The 18,352-nt window shown below is 71.8% G+C and carries 23 protein-coding genes and 4 tRNA genes; 12 read left to right on the top strand and 15 right to left on the bottom strand.

The window, feature by feature from the left end:
* Positions 1 to 6: 6 nt before the first annotated feature.
* The 11 genes from DFH01_RS22685 to rlmB form a co-directional block, all read right to left on the bottom strand.
* Entirely contained in the window at positions 7 to 1,437 is a 1,431-nt protein-coding gene (locus DFH01_RS22685; RefSeq protein WP_109872769.1) for an NAD(P)-binding domain-containing protein, read from the bottom strand.
* A gap of 98 nt (positions 1,438 to 1,535) precedes the next feature.
* Positions 1,536 to 2,603, bottom strand: coding sequence for a pyrroloquinoline quinone biosynthesis protein PqqE (gene pqqE / locus DFH01_RS22680; protein ID WP_408609212.1), 1,068 nt, complete (start codon positions 2,601 to 2,603; stop codon positions 1,536 to 1,538).
* Positions 2,600 to 2,857: a pyrroloquinoline quinone biosynthesis peptide chaperone PqqD gene (pqqD, locus tag DFH01_RS22675; protein WP_109872767.1), complete on the bottom strand. Its 258-nt coding sequence runs from the start codon at positions 2,855 to 2,857 to the stop codon at positions 2,600 to 2,602. Before pqqD ends, pqqE begins: the two co-directional genes overlap by 4 nt.
* Positions 2,854 to 3,582 carry a pyrroloquinoline-quinone synthase PqqC gene (gene pqqC / locus DFH01_RS22670; protein ID WP_109872766.1) on the bottom strand — a complete coding sequence of 243 codons (729 nt, stop codon included), beginning with the start codon at positions 3,580 to 3,582 and terminating at the stop codon, positions 2,854 to 2,856. Before pqqC ends, pqqD begins: the two co-directional genes overlap by 4 nt.
* 8 nt (positions 3,583 to 3,590) lie before the next feature.
* Positions 3,591 to 4,493: a pyrroloquinoline quinone biosynthesis protein PqqB gene (gene pqqB, locus DFH01_RS22665; RefSeq protein ID WP_109872765.1), complete on the bottom strand. Its 903-nt coding sequence runs from the start codon at positions 4,491 to 4,493 to the stop codon at positions 3,591 to 3,593.
* A gap of 23 nt (positions 4,494 to 4,516) precedes the next feature.
* Positions 4,517 to 4,597 (bottom strand): pyrroloquinoline quinone precursor peptide PqqA, encoded by an 81-nt coding sequence (gene pqqA / locus DFH01_RS29160; RefSeq protein ID WP_109872764.1) that lies wholly within the window; start codon positions 4,595 to 4,597, stop codon positions 4,517 to 4,519.
* Between the two features lie 197 nt (positions 4,598 to 4,794).
* Positions 4,795 to 4,866 (bottom strand) — tRNA-Thr (locus DFH01_RS22655).
* A gap of 47 nt (positions 4,867 to 4,913) precedes the next feature.
* Positions 4,914 to 5,144: a hypothetical protein gene (locus tag DFH01_RS22650; protein WP_109872763.1), complete on the bottom strand. Its 231-nt coding sequence runs from the start codon at positions 5,142 to 5,144 to the stop codon at positions 4,914 to 4,916.
* 106 nt (positions 5,145 to 5,250) lie between these two features.
* Positions 5,251 to 5,616: a PEP-CTERM sorting domain-containing protein gene (locus DFH01_RS27910; protein WP_146217121.1), complete on the bottom strand. Its 366-nt coding sequence runs from the start codon at positions 5,614 to 5,616 to the stop codon at positions 5,251 to 5,253.
* Between the two features lie 134 nt (positions 5,617 to 5,750).
* Entirely contained in the window at positions 5,751 to 6,518 is a 768-nt protein-coding gene (locus DFH01_RS22640) for a 2-keto-4-pentenoate hydratase (protein ID WP_109872761.1), read from the bottom strand.
* Positions 6,515 to 7,360: a 23S rRNA (guanosine(2251)-2'-O)-methyltransferase RlmB gene (gene rlmB, locus DFH01_RS22635; RefSeq protein WP_233256236.1), complete on the bottom strand. Its 846-nt coding sequence runs from the start codon at positions 7,358 to 7,360 to the stop codon at positions 6,515 to 6,517. Before rlmB ends, DFH01_RS22640 begins: the two co-directional genes overlap by 4 nt.
* A 300-nt stretch (positions 7,361 to 7,660) precedes the next feature.
* On the opposite strand from rlmB, the gene DFH01_RS22630 reads away from it, so the two are divergent.
* From DFH01_RS22630 to DFH01_RS22615, 4 genes are all read left to right on the top strand, one after another.
* Positions 7,661 to 7,742 (top strand) — tRNA-Tyr (locus DFH01_RS22630).
* Between the two features lie 86 nt (positions 7,743 to 7,828).
* Positions 7,829 to 7,902, top strand: a tRNA-Gly gene (locus DFH01_RS22625).
* A gap of 80 nt (positions 7,903 to 7,982) precedes the next feature.
* A complete protein-coding gene (gene tuf, locus DFH01_RS22620) occupies positions 7,983 to 9,170 on the top strand; it encodes an elongation factor Tu (protein WP_109872742.1) in 1,188 nt (395 codons plus the stop codon).
* A gap of 7 nt (positions 9,171 to 9,177) precedes the next feature.
* Complete coding sequence (locus DFH01_RS22615) at positions 9,178 to 10,713, top strand: hypothetical protein (RefSeq protein WP_109872760.1); 1,536 nt, start codon at positions 9,178 to 9,180, stop codon at positions 10,711 to 10,713.
* Positions 10,714 to 10,721: 8 nt separating this feature from the next.
* Here DFH01_RS22615 and DFH01_RS22610 read toward each other — a convergent pair whose 3' ends face one another.
* Both DFH01_RS22610 and DFH01_RS22605 read right to left on the bottom strand, forming a co-directional pair.
* Positions 10,722 to 11,381, bottom strand: a complete 660-nt coding sequence (locus tag DFH01_RS22610; protein ID WP_109872759.1) for a TylF/MycF/NovP-related O-methyltransferase — start codon at positions 11,379 to 11,381, stop codon at positions 10,722 to 10,724.
* 19 nt (positions 11,382 to 11,400) lie between these two features.
* Positions 11,401 to 12,750, bottom strand: coding sequence for an RraA family protein (locus tag DFH01_RS22605; protein WP_109872758.1), 1,350 nt, complete (start codon positions 12,748 to 12,750; stop codon positions 11,401 to 11,403).
* Between the two features lie 102 nt (positions 12,751 to 12,852).
* Here DFH01_RS22605 and DFH01_RS22600 point away from each other — a divergent pair, with 102 nt between their 5' ends.
* The 5 genes from DFH01_RS22600 to DFH01_RS22580 all read left to right on the top strand — a co-directional run bounded on the left by DFH01_RS22600 (position 12,853) and on the right by DFH01_RS22580 (position 14,743).
* A complete protein-coding gene (locus DFH01_RS22600) occupies positions 12,853 to 13,278 on the top strand; it encodes an RDD family protein (protein ID WP_109872757.1) in 426 nt (141 codons plus the stop codon).
* Positions 13,279 to 13,409: 131 nt separating this feature from the next.
* Positions 13,410 to 13,486, top strand: a tRNA-Trp gene (locus DFH01_RS22595).
* 69 nt (positions 13,487 to 13,555) lie between these two features.
* Entirely contained in the window at positions 13,556 to 13,750 is a 195-nt protein-coding gene (gene secE / locus DFH01_RS22590; RefSeq protein ID WP_109872756.1) for a preprotein translocase subunit SecE, read from the top strand.
* Positions 13,751 to 13,757: 7 nt separating this feature from the next.
* Positions 13,758 to 14,294, top strand: a complete 537-nt coding sequence (gene nusG, locus DFH01_RS22585) for a transcription termination/antitermination protein NusG (protein WP_109872755.1) — start codon at positions 13,758 to 13,760, stop codon at positions 14,292 to 14,294.
* 80 nt (positions 14,295 to 14,374) lie between these two features.
* Entirely contained in the window at positions 14,375 to 14,743 is a 369-nt protein-coding gene (locus DFH01_RS22580) for a DUF2062 domain-containing protein (RefSeq protein ID WP_233256234.1), read from the top strand.
* Positions 14,744 to 14,755: 12 nt separating this feature from the next.
* Here DFH01_RS22580 and DFH01_RS22575 read toward each other — a convergent pair whose 3' ends face one another.
* Together DFH01_RS22575 and DFH01_RS22570 are read right to left on the bottom strand one after the other, a co-directional pair.
* Entirely contained in the window at positions 14,756 to 14,965 is a 210-nt protein-coding gene (locus DFH01_RS22575; RefSeq protein ID WP_109872753.1) for a hypothetical protein, read from the bottom strand.
* Between the two features lie 21 nt (positions 14,966 to 14,986).
* Positions 14,987 to 15,718 (bottom strand): sulfite exporter TauE/SafE family protein, encoded by a 732-nt coding sequence (locus tag DFH01_RS22570; protein ID WP_199231351.1) that lies wholly within the window; start codon positions 15,716 to 15,718, stop codon positions 14,987 to 14,989.
* A gap of 88 nt (positions 15,719 to 15,806) precedes the next feature.
* On the opposite strand from DFH01_RS22570, the gene DFH01_RS22565 reads away from it, so the two are divergent.
* The 3 genes from DFH01_RS22565 to rplA all read left to right on the top strand — a co-directional run bounded on the left by DFH01_RS22565 (position 15,807) and on the right by rplA (position 17,983).
* Positions 15,807 to 16,718, top strand: coding sequence for a LysR substrate-binding domain-containing protein (locus tag DFH01_RS22565; protein ID WP_109872751.1), 912 nt, complete (start codon positions 15,807 to 15,809; stop codon positions 16,716 to 16,718).
* A gap of 121 nt (positions 16,719 to 16,839) precedes the next feature.
* A complete protein-coding gene (gene rplK / locus DFH01_RS22560; protein ID WP_109872750.1) occupies positions 16,840 to 17,274 on the top strand; it encodes a 50S ribosomal protein L11 in 435 nt (144 codons plus the stop codon).
* Positions 17,275 to 17,278: 4 nt separating this feature from the next.
* Entirely contained in the window at positions 17,279 to 17,983 is a 705-nt protein-coding gene (rplA, locus tag DFH01_RS22555; protein WP_109872749.1) for a 50S ribosomal protein L1, read from the top strand.
* Positions 17,984 to 18,352 lie beyond the last annotated feature (369 nt).

The raw sequence follows: 18,352 nt of genomic DNA, 5'->3' as shown, positions 1-18,352 counted from the left end.
TCCTCGTCAGGGCCGCTCGGGCCATTCGTCGCCGAGCAGCTCCGGCGTCTCGAAACGCTGCAGCGCCGCGAAGTGCAGCGCCCGGTCCTCGATGAACAAGGCGCGCGCGATGCCGCGCGCCAGGCGCTGCGCACCCGCGCTCACGGCGGGGATGTCGCCCGAAAGCTTGCCGTGGCTCAGCGTGGCCGGATAGTTGAAGCAGTGCACGCGCGCGAGCGCGGGGCAGGCGCCCGGCACCTTCTCCTGGAAGGCGAAGTCGGGCGCGAGATCCGGCGAGGCGGCGAGTTCCTCGTTCTCCTCCTCGGGCGCCGGCGCGAAGCGGTCGCTCCAGAAGCGGATATGCGGGCCGAGCAGTGCAAGCTCCGGGCGCGACGCCAGGTCGACGCGGAAGCCCGTGGCGAAGATCAGGAAGTCGAGCCCGAAGCGGCCCTTCGGCGTCTCCAGCCGGATCGCGCCATCCTGCTCCGCGGCGCGCAGGATCGGGCTGCCGAGGTGCAGATGGGCATGCGGATGGCGCGCCACGCGCAGCGTGCTGTCGCGCGGCGGCGGCGTCTGGCTGCGGAAGACGTAGTCGAGGAAACGCCATTTCCATGCGTCGGGCAGGCCTTCGAAGCCATGCACCACGCCCGGGCTGCCGATGCCGGTGAACTTGTTCACGCGCGGCAGGGCGGGGCGGCGGACGAACATGTCGAGCCGCGCGCAGCCCGCTTCCAGCGCCTCGCCCGCATTGTCCATCGCCGAGGCGCCGGCGCCGACCACGCCCACGCGCTTGCCGGCCAGCGCGGCGAAATCGATGGCGTCGCGCGAATGGGCGCGCAGATGCCGCGGCAGGGCGAGCGCGACCTCCGGCAGGAAGGCGCCGCCGAGCCCGTCGCGCCCGGTGGCGAGCACCATCCGGCGACAGAACACGGTGCCCGCGCCCTCGGTCTCCAGCGCGAGAAGGTCCTCGCCCTCGGGCCGGATCAGCGTCGCGGTGACGCCGTTCTCGACCTCAATCCCCATCACCCGCCGGTACCAGACCAGGTAGTCCATCCACATCGCGCGCGGGATCTTGCCGAGCTCGGCGAAGGCCCCCGCGCCGTGCTGCGCCTCGAACCACGCGCGGAAGGTGAGCGCGGGAAGGTCGAGCGCGGGGCCCGCCAGCGTCTTCGGCGAGCGCAGTGTCTCCATCCGCGCATAGCTGAGCCAGGGGCCTTCCTGGCCCTCCGCTGCGCGGTCCAGCACGCGGATGCGCGCGATGCCCAGCAGGCGCAGCGCTGCCGCCGCGACCAGGCCGCACATGCCGCCGCCGATGATCGCGACATCGGCGACCGGTTCGCCGCGATGGCTGCGCGGCGGCACCCAGGGCTTCGCGGGCAGCTCGAGCCAGGCGAGGTCCTGGCGCAGGCGCGCTTCCAGCACATCGAGCCCGGTCGGGGGGCTTGCGGCATCCAGCATGGCGCGGTTCTACCCCTCCGCACCGGACCTGCGAAGCGCGGGCATGTCAGGCCATGCGGGCTGCCTTCGTGGTCCGCGGCGCCGGACCGCGCCCGGCATCACGCGACGCCGCGGTAGCGGAACTCCGCCTGCCCAGCCTCGGCCACCGCTGCCGCCAACAGGCCGTGATGGGGCGAGAGGACGCAGGCCGGGTCGGTGTTCGCCGCCTCGCCGGTCAGCGCGAAGGCCTGGCAGCGGCATCCGCCCCAGTCCTTCTCGGCGTTCGCGCAGCCGCGGCAGGGCGGCGGCATCCAGGCGGTGCCGCGGAACCGCTCGAACGCCTCGCCGCGATACCAGGCCTCGTGCAGCGAGACCTCCCGCACATTCGGGAAGACCATGCCGGCGATGGACTCGGCCGCGTGGCAGGGCAGCACGCGCCCGGCCGGCGAGACGGCGAGGAAGCGGCTGCCCCAGCCGCCCATGCAGGCCTTGGGCCGCGCCGCGTGGTAGTCCGGCACGACGTAGTCCAGCACGAGCCGTCCGCGATGCGCGGCGCGCGCCGCCTCCACGATGCGCGTCGCCTCGTCGAGTTGCGCGCGCGTCGGCAGCAGCGCGGCGCGGTTCGCGAGTGCCCAACCGTAGTACTGCACATGAGCCACCTCGATGCGGCCCGCGCCCCACTCCAGCGCGAGGGCGATCAGCGCGGGCAGATTGTGCAGGTTCTGCCGGTGAACCACGGCATTCAGCGTCAGCGGCAGCCCGGCCTCGCGCACCAGCCGCGCGGCGTCCGCCTTCCGCGCATGAGCGCCCTTCATGCCCCCGATGCGTTCCGCCCCCGCCTCCTCCGCGTCCTGCACGGAGAGCTGCACGTGATCGAGTCCGGCGGCGACCAGGCGCTGCATCAGCGCCGCATCCAGCAGCACGCCTGCCGTGATGAGGTTGGTGTAGAGCCCCGCCTCATGCGCCGCCGCGACGATCTCCACGATGTCGCGCCGCGCCGTCGGCTCCCCGCCAGACAGATGCACCTGCAGGCAGCCGAGATCGGCGGCCTCCCGGAACACCCGCGCCCATTCGGCAGTGGCCAGTTCCGCCGAGGCGCGCGACAGCTCGACCGGGTTGGAGCAGTAGGGGCAGCGCAGCGGGCAGCGATGCGTCAGCTCCGCCAGCAGCGCGAGCGGCGCGTTCACCACGCCAGTGCGCCCTTCGCGACCAGGTCGTCCAGCATCGCCGCGACATCGGCCTCGATCTCGGCGCGCGGCGCGTCGAACTTCGCGGCCAGCGCATCCACGATCGCGCCGACATCGCGCGCGCCATCCACCAGGCGCAGCACTTCGAGCGCCGTGTCGTCGGGGACGAACATCCGCTCCGGCGCCATCACGATCCAGCGGCCGCGCGCCTTGTCCTCCTGCAGGCGGACGCCGCGGGGGAAGCGGGGGATCATCGCACCGTGTCGCCGGGGATGAAGGCGCCGGGCGGCGGCAGGCCGGGCGCGACATAGGCGAAGTGCAGCGCATCGAGCTGCGCCCAGAGCAGGTCGCATTTGAAGCGCAGCGCATCCAGCACGGCCTGCTGCTTCTCCGCCGTGTCGGCATGCACCTTCACGTAGTCCAGCGCGAAGGCGACATCCTGCGGCGCCTGCGTCAGCCGCGGCTTGAAATAGGCCAGCGTCTGCTCCGTCACGAAGTCGTAGTTCCGCAACATGCCGGACACACGCTGGGAGATGATGTTGGGCGAGAACATCTCGGTCAGCGACGACGCGATCGCCTCCAGCAGCGTCCGTTCCCGCACGAAGCGCACATAGGCATCCACGGCGAAGCGCGTCCCCGGCAGCAGGCCGCGCAGCGAGACGACGTAGTCGCGATCGAGGCCGAGCCCGTCCGTCAGCGCCAGCCAGCGCTCGACGCCGCCCGGATGCACCCCGTCGCCGTCATGATCCTCCAGCCGCCGGCGCCATTCGCGGCGGAGCTCCGGCGTCGGCAGCCGCGCCAGCAGCGACGCGTCCTTCGCCGGGATCGAGGCCTGATAGTAGTAGCGGTTGAGCGCCCAGGCCTGGACCTGCCCCTTGCTCAGCTTCCCGCCATGCAGCAGGTGATGGAACGGGTGGTGGATGTGATACCGCTCGGCACCGATGGCGTTCAGCGCCGCTTCCAGCTCGTCCGGGCTCATCGGCGTCGTCACAGCGTAAGCTCCATCCCGTCCTCCGCCACCTCCCACCCGGCCGCGGCGAGCTGCGCGCGCTCCGGGCTGTCGGACAGCAGGGCCGGGTTCGTGTTGTTGACGTGGACGAAGATGCGGCGTCCGACCGCGATGCCGGCGAAGGCGTCCAGCGTGCCGCCTGGCCCGGTCATCGGCATGTGGCCCATGCGCCGCCCCGTCTTGGGCCCGGCGCCGAGCCGGATCATCTCCTCGTCATCGAACAGCGTGCCGTCGAACATCACGCAGGCCGCGCCCTGGAGCCGCGCACGCAGATCGTTCGTCATGCGGGCGCAGCCCGGGACGTAGTGCAGCGTCCCGCCCCCGGCCGAGAGCGCGAGGCCGATCGCCTCGCCCGAATCGGCAGGCCCCGGGTCCACCGCCTGCTCCGCGAAGAGCGGCACCTTGCCCGGCACCGCATAGGCGGTGAGGGTGACGCCGCACAGCTCGAACGGCTCATCGAGCGGCATGGCGCAGCGTGTCACGAAGGCCGGGTCGAGCGCGCGGAAGATCGGGTTGTCGTCCAGCACCGCAAGCGTCGGCGGCGCGGCATGGATCGTGAAGGCGTGGCGCTCCCGCAGGTGCAGCAGGCCCATCACCGCATCCACCTCGGCCCCGGTCAGCACGACTGCGGCAACGGGGGAGTTGCGCAGCGGCGCCGCGCGCGGGTGCAGGACCGGCGTGGCCGCGATCTGGCTCCGCAGGTCCGGGCTGGCGTTCACCAGGACCCAGGTCTCTCCGTCGGCGGAAACCGCCAGGCTCGCCTGGCTACGCGGCAGAGCGGCCGGGTCGCCGCTGCGGGCCCTCCGGCATCCGGCGCCGGCAGAGTTCCATTGCGGGAACCCGCCGCCAGCACCGGCGCCAAGCACAACGCACCGGAGCATGCAGTCGGGCTCCGGCAGCCGCCTCAGCCGATCTCAGCCGAGGCGTAGCTGTTGATCTCGAGTGCGAGAGAGACCTCGACAATCTTGGGCTTTTTCCAGGACATGACCGCTTCCTTCATGGTTTCCGGCGGAGTGCCGCCCACTGATCTTGGTGCCTGTCGCCCCATCCATCAAGCCAAACTGTCCGCGCGCCGGGCTCGCAGGCATCGCCTCGGCGGCGCTGCGTCGCGGCGGCTTGCCAACGGCATGCACGCCGGCCCGCAATGCACGGATGCCTGTGGATAAGCTGGGCTGAGTGCCCTGCCGGGTGAGGGATTTGAACCCCCGACCTTCGGTTTACAAAACCGCTGCACTACCGCTGTGCTAACCCGGCGCGCCGCGACACCTAGCGCGACAGGGCGCTTCGCTCAACAAGCCCCTTCAGGCATGCCCCACCGGCCCGAAGGCGTCGTCATTCGTCGCCCGCACCACCGCCGCGAACAGCCGCAGCGCATCCGGCCCGCCGCGATCGGTCAGCGTGCCGCGTTCCATCTCCTCGGCCAGCAGCTCCGCGTGCTCGGCGAGGGTTTCGGCCGCCCGCCGCAGCGCCTCGCGCGAGAGCACGAGCTGCAATTCCTCGGGCAGGGTGTTCCAACTGGGGGCGGTTCGCATGACGCTCCGGATCTCGGGGGCGCCATCCTGGCGAGGAACCGCGCAAGGGGCCGCGGCAGCGCCACGCTGCCACGGCCTGTCTTGCCAAGCGGTGAAGACCGCCCGCTCAGCCCGCCGCATGGCGGCGCCGCAGGGCGAGCCCGCCGAGCAGGAGCGCCGGGCCGAGGATCAGCGCCGTCGCCGGCTCCGGCACGCCCACGGGCGCCTGGACCCGGGTGAAGGTGATCGTGGGCGTGGAACTATTGCCGGTGGCAAAGTTGGGCGCGGACTGGTTGTTAATCCCGAAGGTGCAGCAGGTGACAGCCGGCGAGATATTGGCATCTCCGAACAAAACGAAATCGAACCGGTGATCGCGCCGGCCACCAGGGTCCAGCTGTTCAGAGCAGGGCCGCGAGACGCAGGAATCGCATGTCTTCCTTTTCGTGCTTCCAGCTGCGCCGCAGCACGGAAGGACTTCGTGCAGGCCTCGCATCGTCGAAGCAATCTCCGGGCCAGGAACGGAGCAAGAGCGACATCAACGGGCTGGCCGTCGCGCCGTCGGCTCTGCGGGCAAATCGTAAAGCTTCCCGACGCAGCCCGCCCGGCGACCGGACGGCGCGCGGCCGCTCAGACCAGCCGCAGCTCCGCCCGACCCAGCACGTCGAACTCCACCGTCACCTGGCACGGCCCGTCCAGCCAGATCGGCGGCGTCACGGAGCCCAGGAACACCACCTGCCCCGCCCGCAGCCCGCCGAACACCGCGGCGGCAGGTGAGGCCGCCAGCCAGGCCAGCGCCTCGAAGGGGTGCCCGAGCAGGTCCGCACCCACCCCCTCGCCGCGCAGCGCGCCATCCACCGTGATGCGCCCGCGGATCGCGCCGAGATCGGCCTCGCGCCACCCCGCCGCCGGCGCGCCCAGAACGCCCCCGCGGTGGAACACCTGGTCGGCGATCAGCGCCGGCGTGCCGAGCTCAGCGAGGTCCGTGTAGCGTTTCTCCACGATCTCGATCGCCGCGAAGACCTCCGCCACCGCCGCCGCGGCCTTCTCGCGCGTGCAGGGGCCGGCGGGCAGATCCGTGCCGAGCCGGAGCCCCACCTCGCATTCCACGCCCGGCGCGATCAGCTCCGCGAAGCGGAAGCTGCCCGGGCTGGCCTGCACGCCCTCCGCCGGGACGAAGCTCGCGGCGGGGCCCGAGAGGCCCAGATACGCCTGCATCTGCTTCGTCGTCGCGCCGATCTTGAACCCCGCAGGCGGCACCGCGCCGAGCGCCTGCGCGACCTCCCGCTGCGCCGCGTAGCCCGCGGCGACATCGGCCGGTGCGGCGGCGCCGAGCGGCAGCAGCACGCGTCCCTCGCGTCGGGCGGCGAGGATCGCCTCGGCGGCGGCGCTGGTCATGCCTCGGTCTCCTCCTCGGTCTCTGCCGGCGCCGCAAGCGGCCGGTCGCGCGCCATCTCATACAGCGCGACCGCGGCGGCGGCGGCGACGTTCAGGCTCTCGACGCCGGGTGCGATGGGAAGGCGCACCAGCTCGTCGCAGGTTTCGCGCTGCAGCCGCCGCAGCCCCGATTCCTCGGCGCCGAGCACCAGCGCCACGCGCCGGTCGCGCGGCGCGGCCTGGGCGAGGGTCAGCGTCGCGTCGCCGGCCAGGCCCAGCACCCAGAAGCCGGCCTTCTGCAGCGTCATGATGGCGCGGGAAAGGTTCACCTCCCGCGCGATCGGCACGATCTCCAGCGCGCCGGAGGCGGCGCGGGCCAGCGCGCCGGTCTCGGGCGGCGCGTGGCGGTCCTGCATCACCACGCAGGCGGCGCCGAAGGCCGCCGCCGAGCGCAGCATCGCGCCCACGTTGCGCGGATCGGTCACCTGGTCGAGCAGCAGCACCGGCCCGTCGGACCGCGCGATCGCCTGGTCCAGCGCGAGCGGCGTCAGCGGCTCGGCCAGCAGCGCGGCGCCCTGGTGGACCGCGTCCTCGGCCAGGAAGGTCTGGAAGCGCTGCCGGTCCACGATCTCCGCCTGCACGCGCCAGGGCCGCTCGACCCGTTTCGCCAGTTCGGCGGCGGCGTCCGCGGTCAGCAGCAGGCGCTTGAGCCGGCGGCGCGGATTCTGCAGCGCCGCGGCCACCGCATGCAGCCCGTGCAGCCAGAGCGCGCCGGGCGGCGTCGCCTCGCGCTCCGCGGGGCGGGCGGCGCGCGCCTGGGGCGGCGGCGGCTCCGCGGCGCGGCCCGGCCGGGGATCGCCCATGCCGCGCCGGTCGCGGCCGCGCGGGGAGGGGGCGGGGGCCTCGGCCTCCCGCGGCGGACCCTTGCGTGCCGGCGGTCCCCCTGCCTTCGGCGGGCGGGGACCGGGCGGACCGGGGCGGCGGGGAGGCGGGCGGCGCATCCCGCCATCCTGCGCCTGGCGCGCGACAAGTCCAGCGCCGCCGCGCCGCCCCGCTCCGATGCGGCGCGGCGTTGACAGCGGCGCGGCCATGGGGCTAGTCCCCGCGGCCCGCACTGTCGGGCCGCGACGGAATCGTGTCAGGCCGGCTCTCGCCGGACGCACGGAGGGGTGCCCGAGTGGCTAAAGGGGACGGACTGTAAATCCGTTGGCTTCGCCTACGTTGGTTCGAATCCAACCCCCTCCATTCCCGTCTCGGTCCGTGAACGACGCGGGTGCCTGTCTTGCAGGCCGGCTAGGACGCGCCCCATCTCACCAGAAGGCGTGCCGGGCGCGGGTGTAGCTCAATGGTAGAGCCCCAGCCTTCCAAGCTGGTTGTGCGGGTTCGATTCCCGTCACCCGCTCCAGCCCGCCCGGGTTTGGCGCGCAGACGGTCGGGCGGCAGGCCACCGGACACCACCTTCTTGCGCGTCGGGAAACCAGGGCGATGGCCAAGGCGAAATTCGAGCGGAACAAGCCGCACTGCAACATCGGGACGATCGGTCACGTGGACCATGGGAAGACGTCGCTGACGGCGGCGATCACCAAGGTTCTGGCGAAGACCGGCGGCGCGACCTTCACGGCGTATGACCAGATCGACAAGGCGCCGGAGGAGAAGGCGCGCGGCATCACGATCTCGACGGCGCATGTCGAATACGAGACGACGAACCGCCACTACGCCCACGTGGATTGCCCTGGCCACGCCGACTACGTGAAGAACATGATCACGGGCGCGGCGCAGATGGACGGCGCGATCCTGGTGGTGTCGGCCGCCGACGGCCCGATGCCGCAGACGCGCGAGCACATCCTGCTGGCGCGCCAGGTGGGCGTTCCGGCGCTGGTGGTGTTCCTGAACAAGATGGACATGGCGGACCCCGACCTGGTCGAGCTGGTGGAGATGGAGGTGCGCGAGCTGCTGTCCTCCTACCAGTTCCCGGGCGACGACATCCCGGTGATCAAGGGCTCGGCGCTGTGCGCGCTGGAGGACAAGCAGCCGGAGATCGGCGAGCAGGCGATCCTGAAGCTGATGGAGGCGGTGGACGCCTACATCCCGCAGCCGGAGCGTCCGAAGGACCGCCCCTTCCTGATGCCGATCGAGGACGTGTTCTCGATCTCGGGCCGCGGCACGGTGGTGACGGGCCGCGTGGAGCGCGGGATCATCAAGGTGGGCGAGGAAGTCGAGATCGTCGGCCTGAAGGCGACGGTGAAGACGACGGTCACGGGCGTCGAGATGTTCCGCAAGCTGCTGGACAGCGGCGAGGCGGGCGACAACATCGGCGCGCTGCTGCGCGGCACGAAGCGCGAGGATGTGGAGCGCGGGCAGGTTCTGGCCGCGCCGGGCTCGATCACGCCGCACACGAACTTCCTGGCCGAGGCCTACATCCTGACGAAGGAGGAAGGCGGCCGCCACACGCCGTTCTTCACGAACTACCGTCCGCAGTTCTACTTCCGGACCACCGATGTCACCGGCGTGGTGAAGCTGCCGGAGGGGACGGAGATGGTGATGCCGGGCGACAACGTGACGATGGATGTCGAGCTGATCGCGCCGATCGCCATGGATGAGGGCCTGCGCTTCGCGATCCGCGAAGGCGGCCGCACCGTCGGCGCCGGCGTCGTCGCCAAGATCGTGAAGTAAGGCACGCATGCACGCGGAGGAGGGCGCTTCCAGCCTCCTCCTCCGCCACGCCTCGCCGCAGGACGCCGCCGAATCCCTGGCGGCGCTCTGCGGCATCGCACCCGAGAACTTTTCCTACGCCGGCCCGCAGCGCGACCCGGCGCTGCATGGCATCAACGCGATGCTGGCGCGCTGCCGCCATCTGCAGCTCGGCGGCCGCGACTGGCCCTCAGACTTGCCTCGCCCGCTGCCCGAGGACGTGAAGGCCTACCGCTCCGCCGCCTGGCTGGAGCATCTGCGCGCAATCCACGCCGCCTGTCTCGCCGGCCGGCCGCGGCTGCTGCGCTCGCCGCTGCACCACCGCGACGTGCCGGTGCTGGGCGAGGTGCTGGCGGATTCGCATCAGATCTACCTCGCGCTGCACGACCGGGAGCTGTTCTTCTTCGTCTTCGTCGGCCGCCTGCCGCAGGGCGTGTACTACCCCGCGCGCGATCTGTTCCTGATGCTGCGCCCGAACGCGCTCGACCCACGCAACGCGACCTGGCGCGTGCTGCGCCTGCTGCTGCCGGAGCCGCAGCGAGTCGCACGCTTCGTCGCGCGCGCCCTCGCGGGCGCGCTACGCCTCGCCCTCGTCGTCGGCGATCCGCGGCCGGGCCACTACCTCAAGGAATCGCTCGCCTATCTCGACGCCGCCGAGGCCGACATCATCGGCTTCCGACGCCGCGGCGGCCTGCTGGTGCTGCTCGAGGACTGGTGCGCAATGGACCCGCTGGCGGTGATCCCCACGCTCGCCGAGGGCCCGGTGCAGCGCCTGCAGAGCACGGGCGCCGCGCTGGCGCTGCTCGATGCCGGCGTGGACGCGCATCGCGTCTACCGCTTCAAGACCGCGGAGGGGCCGGGCTGGCTGCGCCGCCGCTTCGGCCTGTCGGCGCTTGCGGACCCTGCACGCGGCGGCCGCTTCCGCTTGATGCTCTCGGTGGATGCGGAGCGGGCGCGCCTGCTGAACCAGGCAGAAGTCTTCCGCTTCGTCCTTCGCCGCCTCGGCGCCGCCTGCGCCGCGCGCGGCCTGGCGATGGAGGTCGCCTGGGACGGCTGGACCATCTCCGGCGAGCCGACGGAGAAGGACCGCATGGTGATGGCCCGCATCGAGGCGGCGATCGCCGCGATCAAGCAGGACCTTGGTGTCGCGATCGCATCCGAGATCCGCCTCTTCGGCCGCTCTGCCTATGAGAAGGTCGCCGAGATCGCGCCCTGCGACCTGGTGCTGACCACCCAGGGCACCGGCGCGTTGCTGCCGAGCTGGCTGCTGGAACGCCCGACCATCGTTTACCACGTCGCCGCCATGGTCCCGAACCGCTCCGACCTGCACGAGCCGACGGTGGTGCAGCTCGACCAGCGCGCGGTGATCGAGGAGGCGGAAGGCGACGCCCAGCACGGCAGCCGCTTCACACTCGCGCTCTGGGGCGTCGAGGACGCGCTGCTGCGGGCGGTGGGCGAGAAGCTGGGGCTGGAGCCCGAACTTCTCCCTCCCCCGTTCACGGGGGAAGGCCGGGCTGGGGGCTGAGTGCCCCCTCACATCACCACGAAGGCCGGCACCGCATAGAAGGGCAGCTTTTGCAGCCGCAGCCCGCGCGCGGCGGCGAATGCGTCCGCCACTGCCGTCGCGCCCGCCACCACGCCGTAGTCGTCGAACAGCACCAGGCCGCCCGGCACCATGCGCGGCGCCAGCTGCTCCAGCGCGAAGCGCGTCGGCGCCGCGACATCCATGTCGAGATGCAGCAGCGCGACGCGCAATTCGGGATGCGCTGCCAGATGCGCCGGCAGCGTGGCGAAGACGTCGCCCTCCACCAGCGCGACGTTCGAAAATCCCTTGGCGGCGATGGCGGCCTCCAGGTCGGCGCGCGCGATCCCCGGCCCGCCCGCCGCCTCGAATCGCGCGATGAAGCCGGCATCGGCCTCGCCTTCCGCCACGGGAAAGCGGCCGAAGGCGTCGAAGCCGATCACCGTGCGCGACTCGTCGGTCTCGAACAGCCGGCGGAAGGCCAGCAGGCGCATCAGCGATGCCCCCTTGTAGACCCCGCATTCCACCACCGCGCCGGGCAGGCCGGTGATGCGGCGATAGAGCTCCGCCTGCGCCAGCAGCTTGCCCATCCGCCCGACCGGCGCGCGCAGGTGGAAGGTGTTCTCCACCTCGTAGATGTCCGCTTCCATGTCGATGCGGTAGGTGCCCATCGCGCCGCGTCCGCCCGCCTCAGAAATACCCGAACTTCTCGAGCAGCTCGTCCACCGGCCGCCCCAGCGCCGCGTTCAGCCGCACCCGCGATTCGTTGACGATGGCATCCAGGCTGAGCCGCAACACCTCGTCCCAGCGCTCGCGCGGGATCGCCACCACGCCGTCGGCATCGGCGAAGACCACGTCGTTGTTGCGCAGCGTCACCTCGCCAATCGAGACCGCGGTGTTCATCGCGCCCGTCGTGCCCTCGTATTTGATGTCGTTGGCCGAGGCACCGCGGGCGAAGACCGGCAGGTCGAGCGGCGCCACCGCCTCGATGTCGCGGGTGTAGCCGTCCACCACCACGCCGACCGCGCCGGCGCGCATCGCCAGATGTGCGTTCAGCTCACCGAAATAGGCGCGCTCCGGCACCGCGGTGGAGACCACGATCACGTCGCCCGCACGCAGGAAGGCGTAGGATTTCAGCGCGTCGTAGATGCCCTTCCACTCCCCGCTCTCCCGCGTGGCACCCGGCGGCAGCGCCACCAGCTTCAGCGTCTTCGCCCGCCCCAGGATGCGCCGCCCCGCCAGCGGCCGGATCGCCGCCGGCAGCGTGCAGGAGAGCCCCATCTCCTTCGTCAGGTCCGAGAAGACGGAGGCGCTGAGATGCGGGCGCAGCGCGCGGAACAGCATCACCTCCCGCTGCCGCTCCCCGGCGCAGATCGTCTCCGCGAGGTCGAGATCATCCTGCCAGTTGATGTCGAGCCGTTCCCGCGTGGTCAGCTCGAACAGCAGCGGCGCGCGGCCGAAGCGCCTGCCCGGGAAGTCCGCCGCCGTCGCGCGCATCATGTAGAGGCTCATCGCCTCGATCGTCTGCGCCGGCAGGTCCACGCTGTTCGGGATGCGCCCGCGCCCATAGGCCGGGTCGCCGCCGGCCCAGGCGTAGTGCTTCTCGGTCGTCACCGCGACCAGGCTGTCGGCCTGCGGCGCCTCCCGCAGCGCGGCGACCGCGCGGCGGAAGGTCTCTGGCCCGACGAAGGGCGCGGTGCAGAGCGCCTGCACGTAAAGGTCGCCCCCCGGCGCCGCGCGGCACGCATTGGCGAAGAGCTCGTGCCCGTCCGTGGCGTTGGAGGCGAGCGCCGGGTCGCGGCGCAGCAGCTTCACCGGCAGGTCGGCGGCCAGCGCTGCGATCTCGTCCGATTCGGTGTCGAGCCACACCTCGTCGAAGACGCCGCTTTCAAGCATCTGGCGCAGCTTGCGGCGGAACAGGAACTCGCCGTCCAGGATGCGCATGTTCTTCGACGGGATGCGGTCGCTCGATCCCTTGGCAGGCACAAATCCGACGACGCGCAAGGCTGGGTCCTTTCGGGCGGGCCGCGAACGGCCCATCTGCATAGCCGGATCGGGCGGCGGTTGCGACGGGCGCCGAAGCGTCTGGACAGGACGCGGTTGCTGTGGCGTTACCGCGCCGGATCGGGTGAAGGCGGGACGATGTCCGACAGGCAGGGACAGGTGGAGCTGGCGGGTCTCGGCTCGCGGCTGCTGGCGCAGGTCATCGACCTGTTCTGGCTGCTGCCGCTGTCCTTCGTGCTCGGCACCGTCGCGGCCATCGTGAATGGCGGGCAGATGTCGCTCGGCGGCGAGATGATGGCGAACCTGATCGGCGCCCTCGTCGTGCTGAGCTTCTGGGTGGAGCGCCAGGGCACGCCCGGCAAGATGGTGCTGGGCCTGCGCATCGTGGATGCGGAAACGGGCGGCGTGCCGACCTTCGGGCGATTCGTGCTGCGCTACATCGGCTACCTGGTCTCCGCCCTGCCGCTCGGCCTCGGCTATCTCTGGGCGATCTGGGACCAGCGCCGGCAGGGCTGGCACGACAAGATGGCCGGCACCCTCGTCATCCGCGATCCCCGGCGCTGAGCGGCCGGTCGCGGCGGGCGCCTGCCTCGGCTTGTCACCCGCCGGGCCGCCCGCTATGTGTCCGCGCTCGCGCGGCCCATGCGCGGCACGCCGGAAGACTGCCCGCAAGGCATCCCGGCGGATCGCAGGCTAGGGGCGTAGCTCAATTGGCTAGAGCGCCGGTCTCCAAAACCGGAGGTTGGGGGTTCGAGACCCTCCGCCCCTGCCATGCGGCCGCGCGATTTTTCGTGCGGCCGGGATCGGCTTCGCGGCGCATGCAGGGAAGAAGGGGGCCAGCTTGGCCAGGTTCGATCCGGTAGGCTTCGTGCGCGAGGTGCGGCAGGAGGTGTCGCGCGTCACCTGGCCGACCCGCAAGGAGACGCTGGTGACCACCGGCCTCGTGCTCGGGCTCTCGGCGCTCGCCGCCCTGTTCTTCATGCTGGTTGACTGGATCATCGCCGGCGTCATGCGCCTGCTCTTCGGGATCGGGTGAGGGCGTGATGGCCGACAAGAAGTGGTACGTGGTGCACGTCTATTCGGGCTTCGAGAAGAAGATCTCGCAGCAGATCCGTGAGCAGGCCGCCCAGAAGGGCCTGGCCGACAAGTTCGAGGAGATCCTCGTTCCCGCCGAGGAGGTCGTGGAGGTCCGCCGCGGCCAGAAGACCAACCAGGAGCGCAAGTTCTTCCCCGGCTACGTGCTGGTGAAGATGGAGATGACCGACGACGCCTGGCACCTGGTGAAGAACACGCCGAAGGTTACCGGCTTCCTCGGCGAGAAGAACCGCCCCACCCCGATCCGCGAGGCCGAGGCCCAGCGGATGCTGAAGCAGATGACCGACCAGGCCGACAAGCCGAAGCGTCCGGCCATCGTCTATGAGGTTGGCGAGCAGGTCCGCGTGGCCGACGGCCCCTTCACCAGCTTCAACGGCACGGTCGAGGAGGTGGACGAGGAGCGCGGCCGCGTGAAGGTTTCCGTCAGCATCTTCGGCCGCTCCACCCCGGTCGAGCTGGAGTACGGGCAGGTCGAGAAGCTCTGAGGCGCCTTGCGGCCCGGCTGCGCGGCGAGATCGCCACCGCCTGGGCCGCTCTTCTCGGCAGCCCGGGCGGACCCGCGCGGGTGGCGCGCGGTGCCGCCGCCGGCGCCTTCGCCGCCATGATCCCGGTCTTCGGCGCGCATCTGCTGCTGGCTGTGGCCTGCGCCGTGCCGCTGCGCGGGACCAAGGCGGCCGCGGTCGCGATGTGCCTGCTGCTCGGCAACCCGGCCACCCACGCCGTGATCCTGCCGCTCTCCTACACCATCGGCAGCCGCGTGCTGCCGACGCCGCCCGCCCCGCGCGAGGACTGGCTGCCGGCCTGGGTGAGCGATGCGCTGCCGATCGCCGAGGAGACCTTGGCGGGCGGCGTCCTGCTGGGCCTGGCCGCGGGGCCGCTCGCCTTCCTGCTGGTGCGCGCCGCGCTGCGCGGGGCCGGGCGGGACGGTCCCTGAGCGCCCCGGCCCTCAACGCCCGGCCAGCGCCCGCCTTCCGGCCTCGCTGGCGCTGACCATCCCGTCCCGCAGCACGACCAGCCCGGCATCCACCGCATCCTCCCACACGGTCAGCCGCGGGCAGGAGGTGCGCCAGGCGTCCAGCACCTCGGCATAGGGTCGCGGCCGCTCCGCCACATGGGCGACGAGGTCCAGGATCAGCGGGCGAAGCGTTTCCGACATTCTCGCGTGCCTCCTCCGGGTTCAGGCCAGCAGCAGCCAGGTGCCCTGGCCGATATAGAAGCATCCGATCGCGGCGATGATGCGGTCCGCCCAGCGGCGATACTGCGCATCCGTCATCGCTTCCAGCACGCGCTTCGCAAGCATGGTGCCGAGCATCGCGGCCAGCACCGCCCCGGCCGCCAGCCAGGGGGCCACGCTGCCGGGATTCGTCACCAGCGCGCCGAAATAGACCAGCTTCAGCGTATGGCTCAGCGCCTGCACCGCCGCCTTGGTCGCCACGATCTCCCGCCGGTCCAGCCGCCTGCCGAGAAACACGCGATCCAGCAGCGGGCCGGAGACGCCCGTCATCACCATCAGCGACATCCCCGCCGCGCCGGTCGCCACGCCATGCGCCGGGCGCAGCGGGTCGGGCTGCCAGCGCGCGGGCAGGGCGCGCACCAGGAAGGGGCTCGCGCCCAGCATCAGCAGCGCCACCCCGCGATCCGGCACCAGCAGCACCAGCGACCAGCCGCCGAGCGCAACCAGGCCGCCGGCCGAGATCGCCAACACCGGCCGCCAGCATATGTGCCGCCGCCACAGCAGGGCGCGCCACCCGTTGGAGGCGATCTGCGTCACCGCATGCAGCGCCATGGCCTGCGGCACCGGCAGCAGCACCAGCAGCACGCCGATCAGCACGAGCCCGCCCGCCATGCCGAAGATGCCCGAGAGCACCGAGGTCCCGAGGGCGGTCAGCAGCACGGCGGCGATGAGCATGGGGGACATTTCCTGCCCCTGATGCGCCGCTTGCGTAGCACCTGCAAACGGCTTTAGCTGAGGGTCAGCATCAGCTTTCCTGAGGCTCATGGCCCGCCGCCTGCCGCCCCTGAACGGCATCCGCGCCTTCGAGGCCGCCGCCCGTCACGGCTCCTTCGTCGCCGCGGCCGAGGAGCTGAGCGTCACCCCCGCGGCCATCAGCCGCCTCGTGCGGCTGCTGGAGGATCGGCTTGGCGTCGCGCTGTTCGAGCGCCACGCCAACCGCCTCACCGCCACCCCCGCCGGCGCCGCCTATCGCGCCGGCCTCACGCCGCTGCTGGACGGCCTCGCGCGCCTCACCGCCGAGGTCGTGGCGCGGCCGGCGGCGCCGGTGCTGACCGTCGGCGTCGGCCCCACCTTCGCGATCCGCTGGCTGATCCCGCGCCTCGCCGCCTTCACCCGCGCCGAGCCGGGCATCGAGGTGCGTATCGCCACCGGCGGCGCCGCCGTGCCCTTCGCCGAGGGCTGGAGCTGCAACATCCGCCTCGGCGCCGGCGACTGGCCCGGCTTCGCCGCGGACCGGCTGGTCTCCGCCGACCTGATGCCCGTCGCCGCCCCGGCGCTCGCCGTCCGCCTCGCCACGCCCGCCGACCTGGCCGCGGCGACGCTGCTGCGCGTCGCCCATGCGCCGCAGGACTGGCCGCGCTGGGCCGAGGCGGCGGGCGTCCCCGGCCTCGCCGCCGCCGGCCCGGTCTTCGAGTTCTACGGCCAGGCGCTGCAGGCGGCGGCCGACGGAATGGGTGTCGCGATGGGCATCCGCCCCTATGTGGACGACGACATCGCCGCCGGCCGCCTCGTCGCGCCCTTCGCCGTCACGGTGCCGAAGGGCATGGGCTGGTACCTGGTCCATCGGCCGGAGGCCGCGACCGACCCCACCTTCGCCGCCTTCCGCCGCTGGATCCTCCGGGCGGCGGCCGCGGGCCCGCCCGGCACTGGACATCCGCCCGCGCCGGCTCTATAGGCCCGCGCTCGCCGCGGCCCGGGGCCTTCCCTGGGCCGTTCGGCGCTTTTCGGGGAACGCGGGAGATGCCGGTGCGGGCATCGCCAGGACCGCGGGCCTCTGGAACCCAGAGGACTGACACGTGGCAAAGAAGATCGTCGGCTACATCAAGCTGCAGATCCCGGCCGGCAAGGCGAATCCCTCGCCGCCGGTGGGTCCCGCGCTCGGCCAGCGCGGCCTGAACATCATGCAGTTCGTCAAGGAATTCAACGCGGCGACGCAGCAGATGGAGCCGGGCACCCCCACGCCCGTCGTCATCACCGCCTATGCGGACCGCACCTTCTCCTTCATCACCAAGACCCCGCCCAACACCTACTTCCTGATGAAGGCCGCCAAGATCGAGAAGGGCAGCCAGACCCCGGGCAAGGGCGGCACGGTCGGGCGCGTGACCAAGTCGCAGCTGCGCGAGATCGCCGCGGTGAAGATGAAGGACATGAACTGCACCGACGTCGAGAGCGCGGTGCGCATGCTCGCCGGCTCCGCCCGCTCCATGGGCATGACGGTGGTGGAGGGCTGACGCCATGGCGAAGATCGGCAAGCGCCTCAAGGCCCTGAACGGTGCCTTCGACCGCGAGAAGAGCTACGGCCTCGAGGAGGCCATCAAGATGGTCAAGTCGAACGCCAAGGCGAAGTTCGACGAGACGGTCGAGATCGCGATGAACCTCGGCATTGACCCGCGCCACGCCGACCAGATGGTCCGCGGCGTGGTCGGCCTGCCGGCCGGCACCGGCAAGACGGTGCGCGTGGGCGTCTTCGCCCGCGGCGCCAAGGCCGAGGAAGCCAAGGCCGCCGGCGCCGACGTGGTGGGTGCGGACGACCTCGCCGCCCTAGTGCAGGAAGGCAAGATCGAGTTCGAGCGCTGCATCGCGACGCCGGACATGATGGGCCTGGTCGGACGCCTCGGTAAGGTGCTCGGCCCGCGCGGCCTGATGCCGAACCCGAAGCTCGGCACGGTCACGATGGACGTGAAGGGCGCGGTCACCGCGGCGAAGGCCGGCCAGGTGGAGTTCCGGGCCGAGAAGGCGGGCATCGTGCATGCCGGCATCGGCAAGGCCTCCTTCGGCGAGGACAAGCTGCTCGAGAACGCCCGCGCCTTCATCGACGCGATCCAGAAGGCCCGCCCGACCGGCGCCAAGGGCACCTATGTGAAGAAGGTGTCCCTCAGCTCCTCCATGGGCCCGGGCGTGAAGGTGGACCTGGCGACGCTGAGCGGCGCGCAGGCCTGAGGCCATCTCCCTCCCCCGCTTGCGGGGGAGGGTAGGGGTGGGGGCAAGCGCCACCCATCCCCGAGATTCGGCGGCTTCGGCCGCCGGGCAGGGCAGGGGCCTCGGCCCCCGCCCGAACCTGTCGGAGACCTCCTGTGACCATCCTGCGGGATGGCCTTGAAGCGGCCGGAAGGCCCGCAGGGGATAGATGGGGTGCCGAGAAGTTTCTGGTCGCCAGGGGCGCAAGTCCCTGATCGGCTTGGCTTGACGGTCCCTTCCAACAGGCGAGTGCCGTCACGGATTTCCGTGGCGGGTGAGCGGCTTCCGCCCTTCCAGAAGGTGGAGCCCCGACGCGATCGCCGAAGGGCGCAGGGGCCGTCAGGCCCCGAG

Origin of the sequence: Falsiroseomonas bella, from assembly GCF_003173615.1 — a bacterium.
Lineage (GTDB): Bacteria > Pseudomonadota > Alphaproteobacteria > Acetobacterales > Acetobacteraceae > Falsiroseomonas > Falsiroseomonas bella.
The sequence above is the reverse complement of the archived record's forward strand: the minus strand, read 5'-3'. Positions and strand labels throughout refer to the sequence as shown.

Bases quoted from the DNA above. Each gene is read 5' to 3' on its own strand.
- DFH01_RS22685 (WP_109872769.1), bottom strand. From the start codon at position 1,437: ATGCTGGATGCCGCAAGCCCCCCGACCGGGCTCGATGTGCTGGAAGCG.
- pqqD (WP_109872767.1), bottom strand. From the start codon at position 2,857: ATGATCCCCCGCTTCCCCCGCGGCGTCCGCCTGCAGGAGGACAAGGCG.
- pqqC (WP_109872766.1), bottom strand. From the start codon at position 3,582: ATGAGCCCGGACGAGCTGGAAGCGGCGCTGAACGCCATCGGTGCCGAG.
- pqqB (WP_109872765.1), bottom strand. From the start codon at position 4,493: ATGCTCCGGTGCGTTGTGCTTGGCGCCGGTGCTGGCGGCGGGTTCCCG.
- pqqA (WP_109872764.1), bottom strand. From the start codon at position 4,597: ATGTCCTGGAAAAAGCCCAAGATTGTCGAGGTCTCTCTCGCACTCGAG.
- DFH01_RS22650 (WP_109872763.1), bottom strand. From the start codon at position 5,144: ATGCGAACCGCCCCCAGTTGGAACACCCTGCCCGAGGAATTGCAGCTC.
- DFH01_RS27910 (WP_146217121.1), bottom strand. From the start codon at position 5,616: ATGCGAGGCCTGCACGAAGTCCTTCCGTGCTGCGGCGCAGCTGGAAGC.
- DFH01_RS22640 (WP_109872761.1), bottom strand. From the start codon at position 6,518: ATGACCAGCGCCGCCGCCGAGGCGATCCTCGCCGCCCGACGCGAGGGA.
- rlmB (WP_233256236.1), bottom strand. From the start codon at position 7,360: ATGGGCGATCCCCGGCCGGGCCGCGCCGCGGAGCCGCCGCCGCCCCAG.
- tuf (WP_109872742.1), top strand. From the start codon at position 7,983: ATGGCCAAGGCGAAATTCGAGCGGAACAAGCCGCACTGCAACATCGGG.
- DFH01_RS22615 (WP_109872760.1), top strand. From the start codon at position 9,178: ATGCACGCGGAGGAGGGCGCTTCCAGCCTCCTCCTCCGCCACGCCTCG.
- DFH01_RS22610 (WP_109872759.1), bottom strand. From the start codon at position 11,381: ATGGGCACCTACCGCATCGACATGGAAGCGGACATCTACGAGGTGGAG.
- DFH01_RS22605 (WP_109872758.1), bottom strand. From the start codon at position 12,750: ATGGGCCGTTCGCGGCCCGCCCGAAAGGACCCAGCCTTGCGCGTCGTC.
- DFH01_RS22600 (WP_109872757.1), top strand. From the start codon at position 12,853: ATGTCCGACAGGCAGGGACAGGTGGAGCTGGCGGGTCTCGGCTCGCGG.
- nusG (WP_109872755.1), top strand. From the start codon at position 13,758: ATGGCCGACAAGAAGTGGTACGTGGTGCACGTCTATTCGGGCTTCGAG.
- DFH01_RS22575 (WP_109872753.1), bottom strand. From the start codon at position 14,965: ATGTCGGAAACGCTTCGCCCGCTGATCCTGGACCTCGTCGCCCATGTG.
- DFH01_RS22570 (WP_199231351.1), bottom strand. From the start codon at position 15,718: ATGCTCATCGCCGCCGTGCTGCTGACCGCCCTCGGGACCTCGGTGCTC.
- DFH01_RS22565 (WP_109872751.1), top strand. From the start codon at position 15,807: ATGGCCCGCCGCCTGCCGCCCCTGAACGGCATCCGCGCCTTCGAGGCC.
- rplA (WP_109872749.1), top strand. From the start codon at position 17,279: ATGGCGAAGATCGGCAAGCGCCTCAAGGCCCTGAACGGTGCCTTCGAC.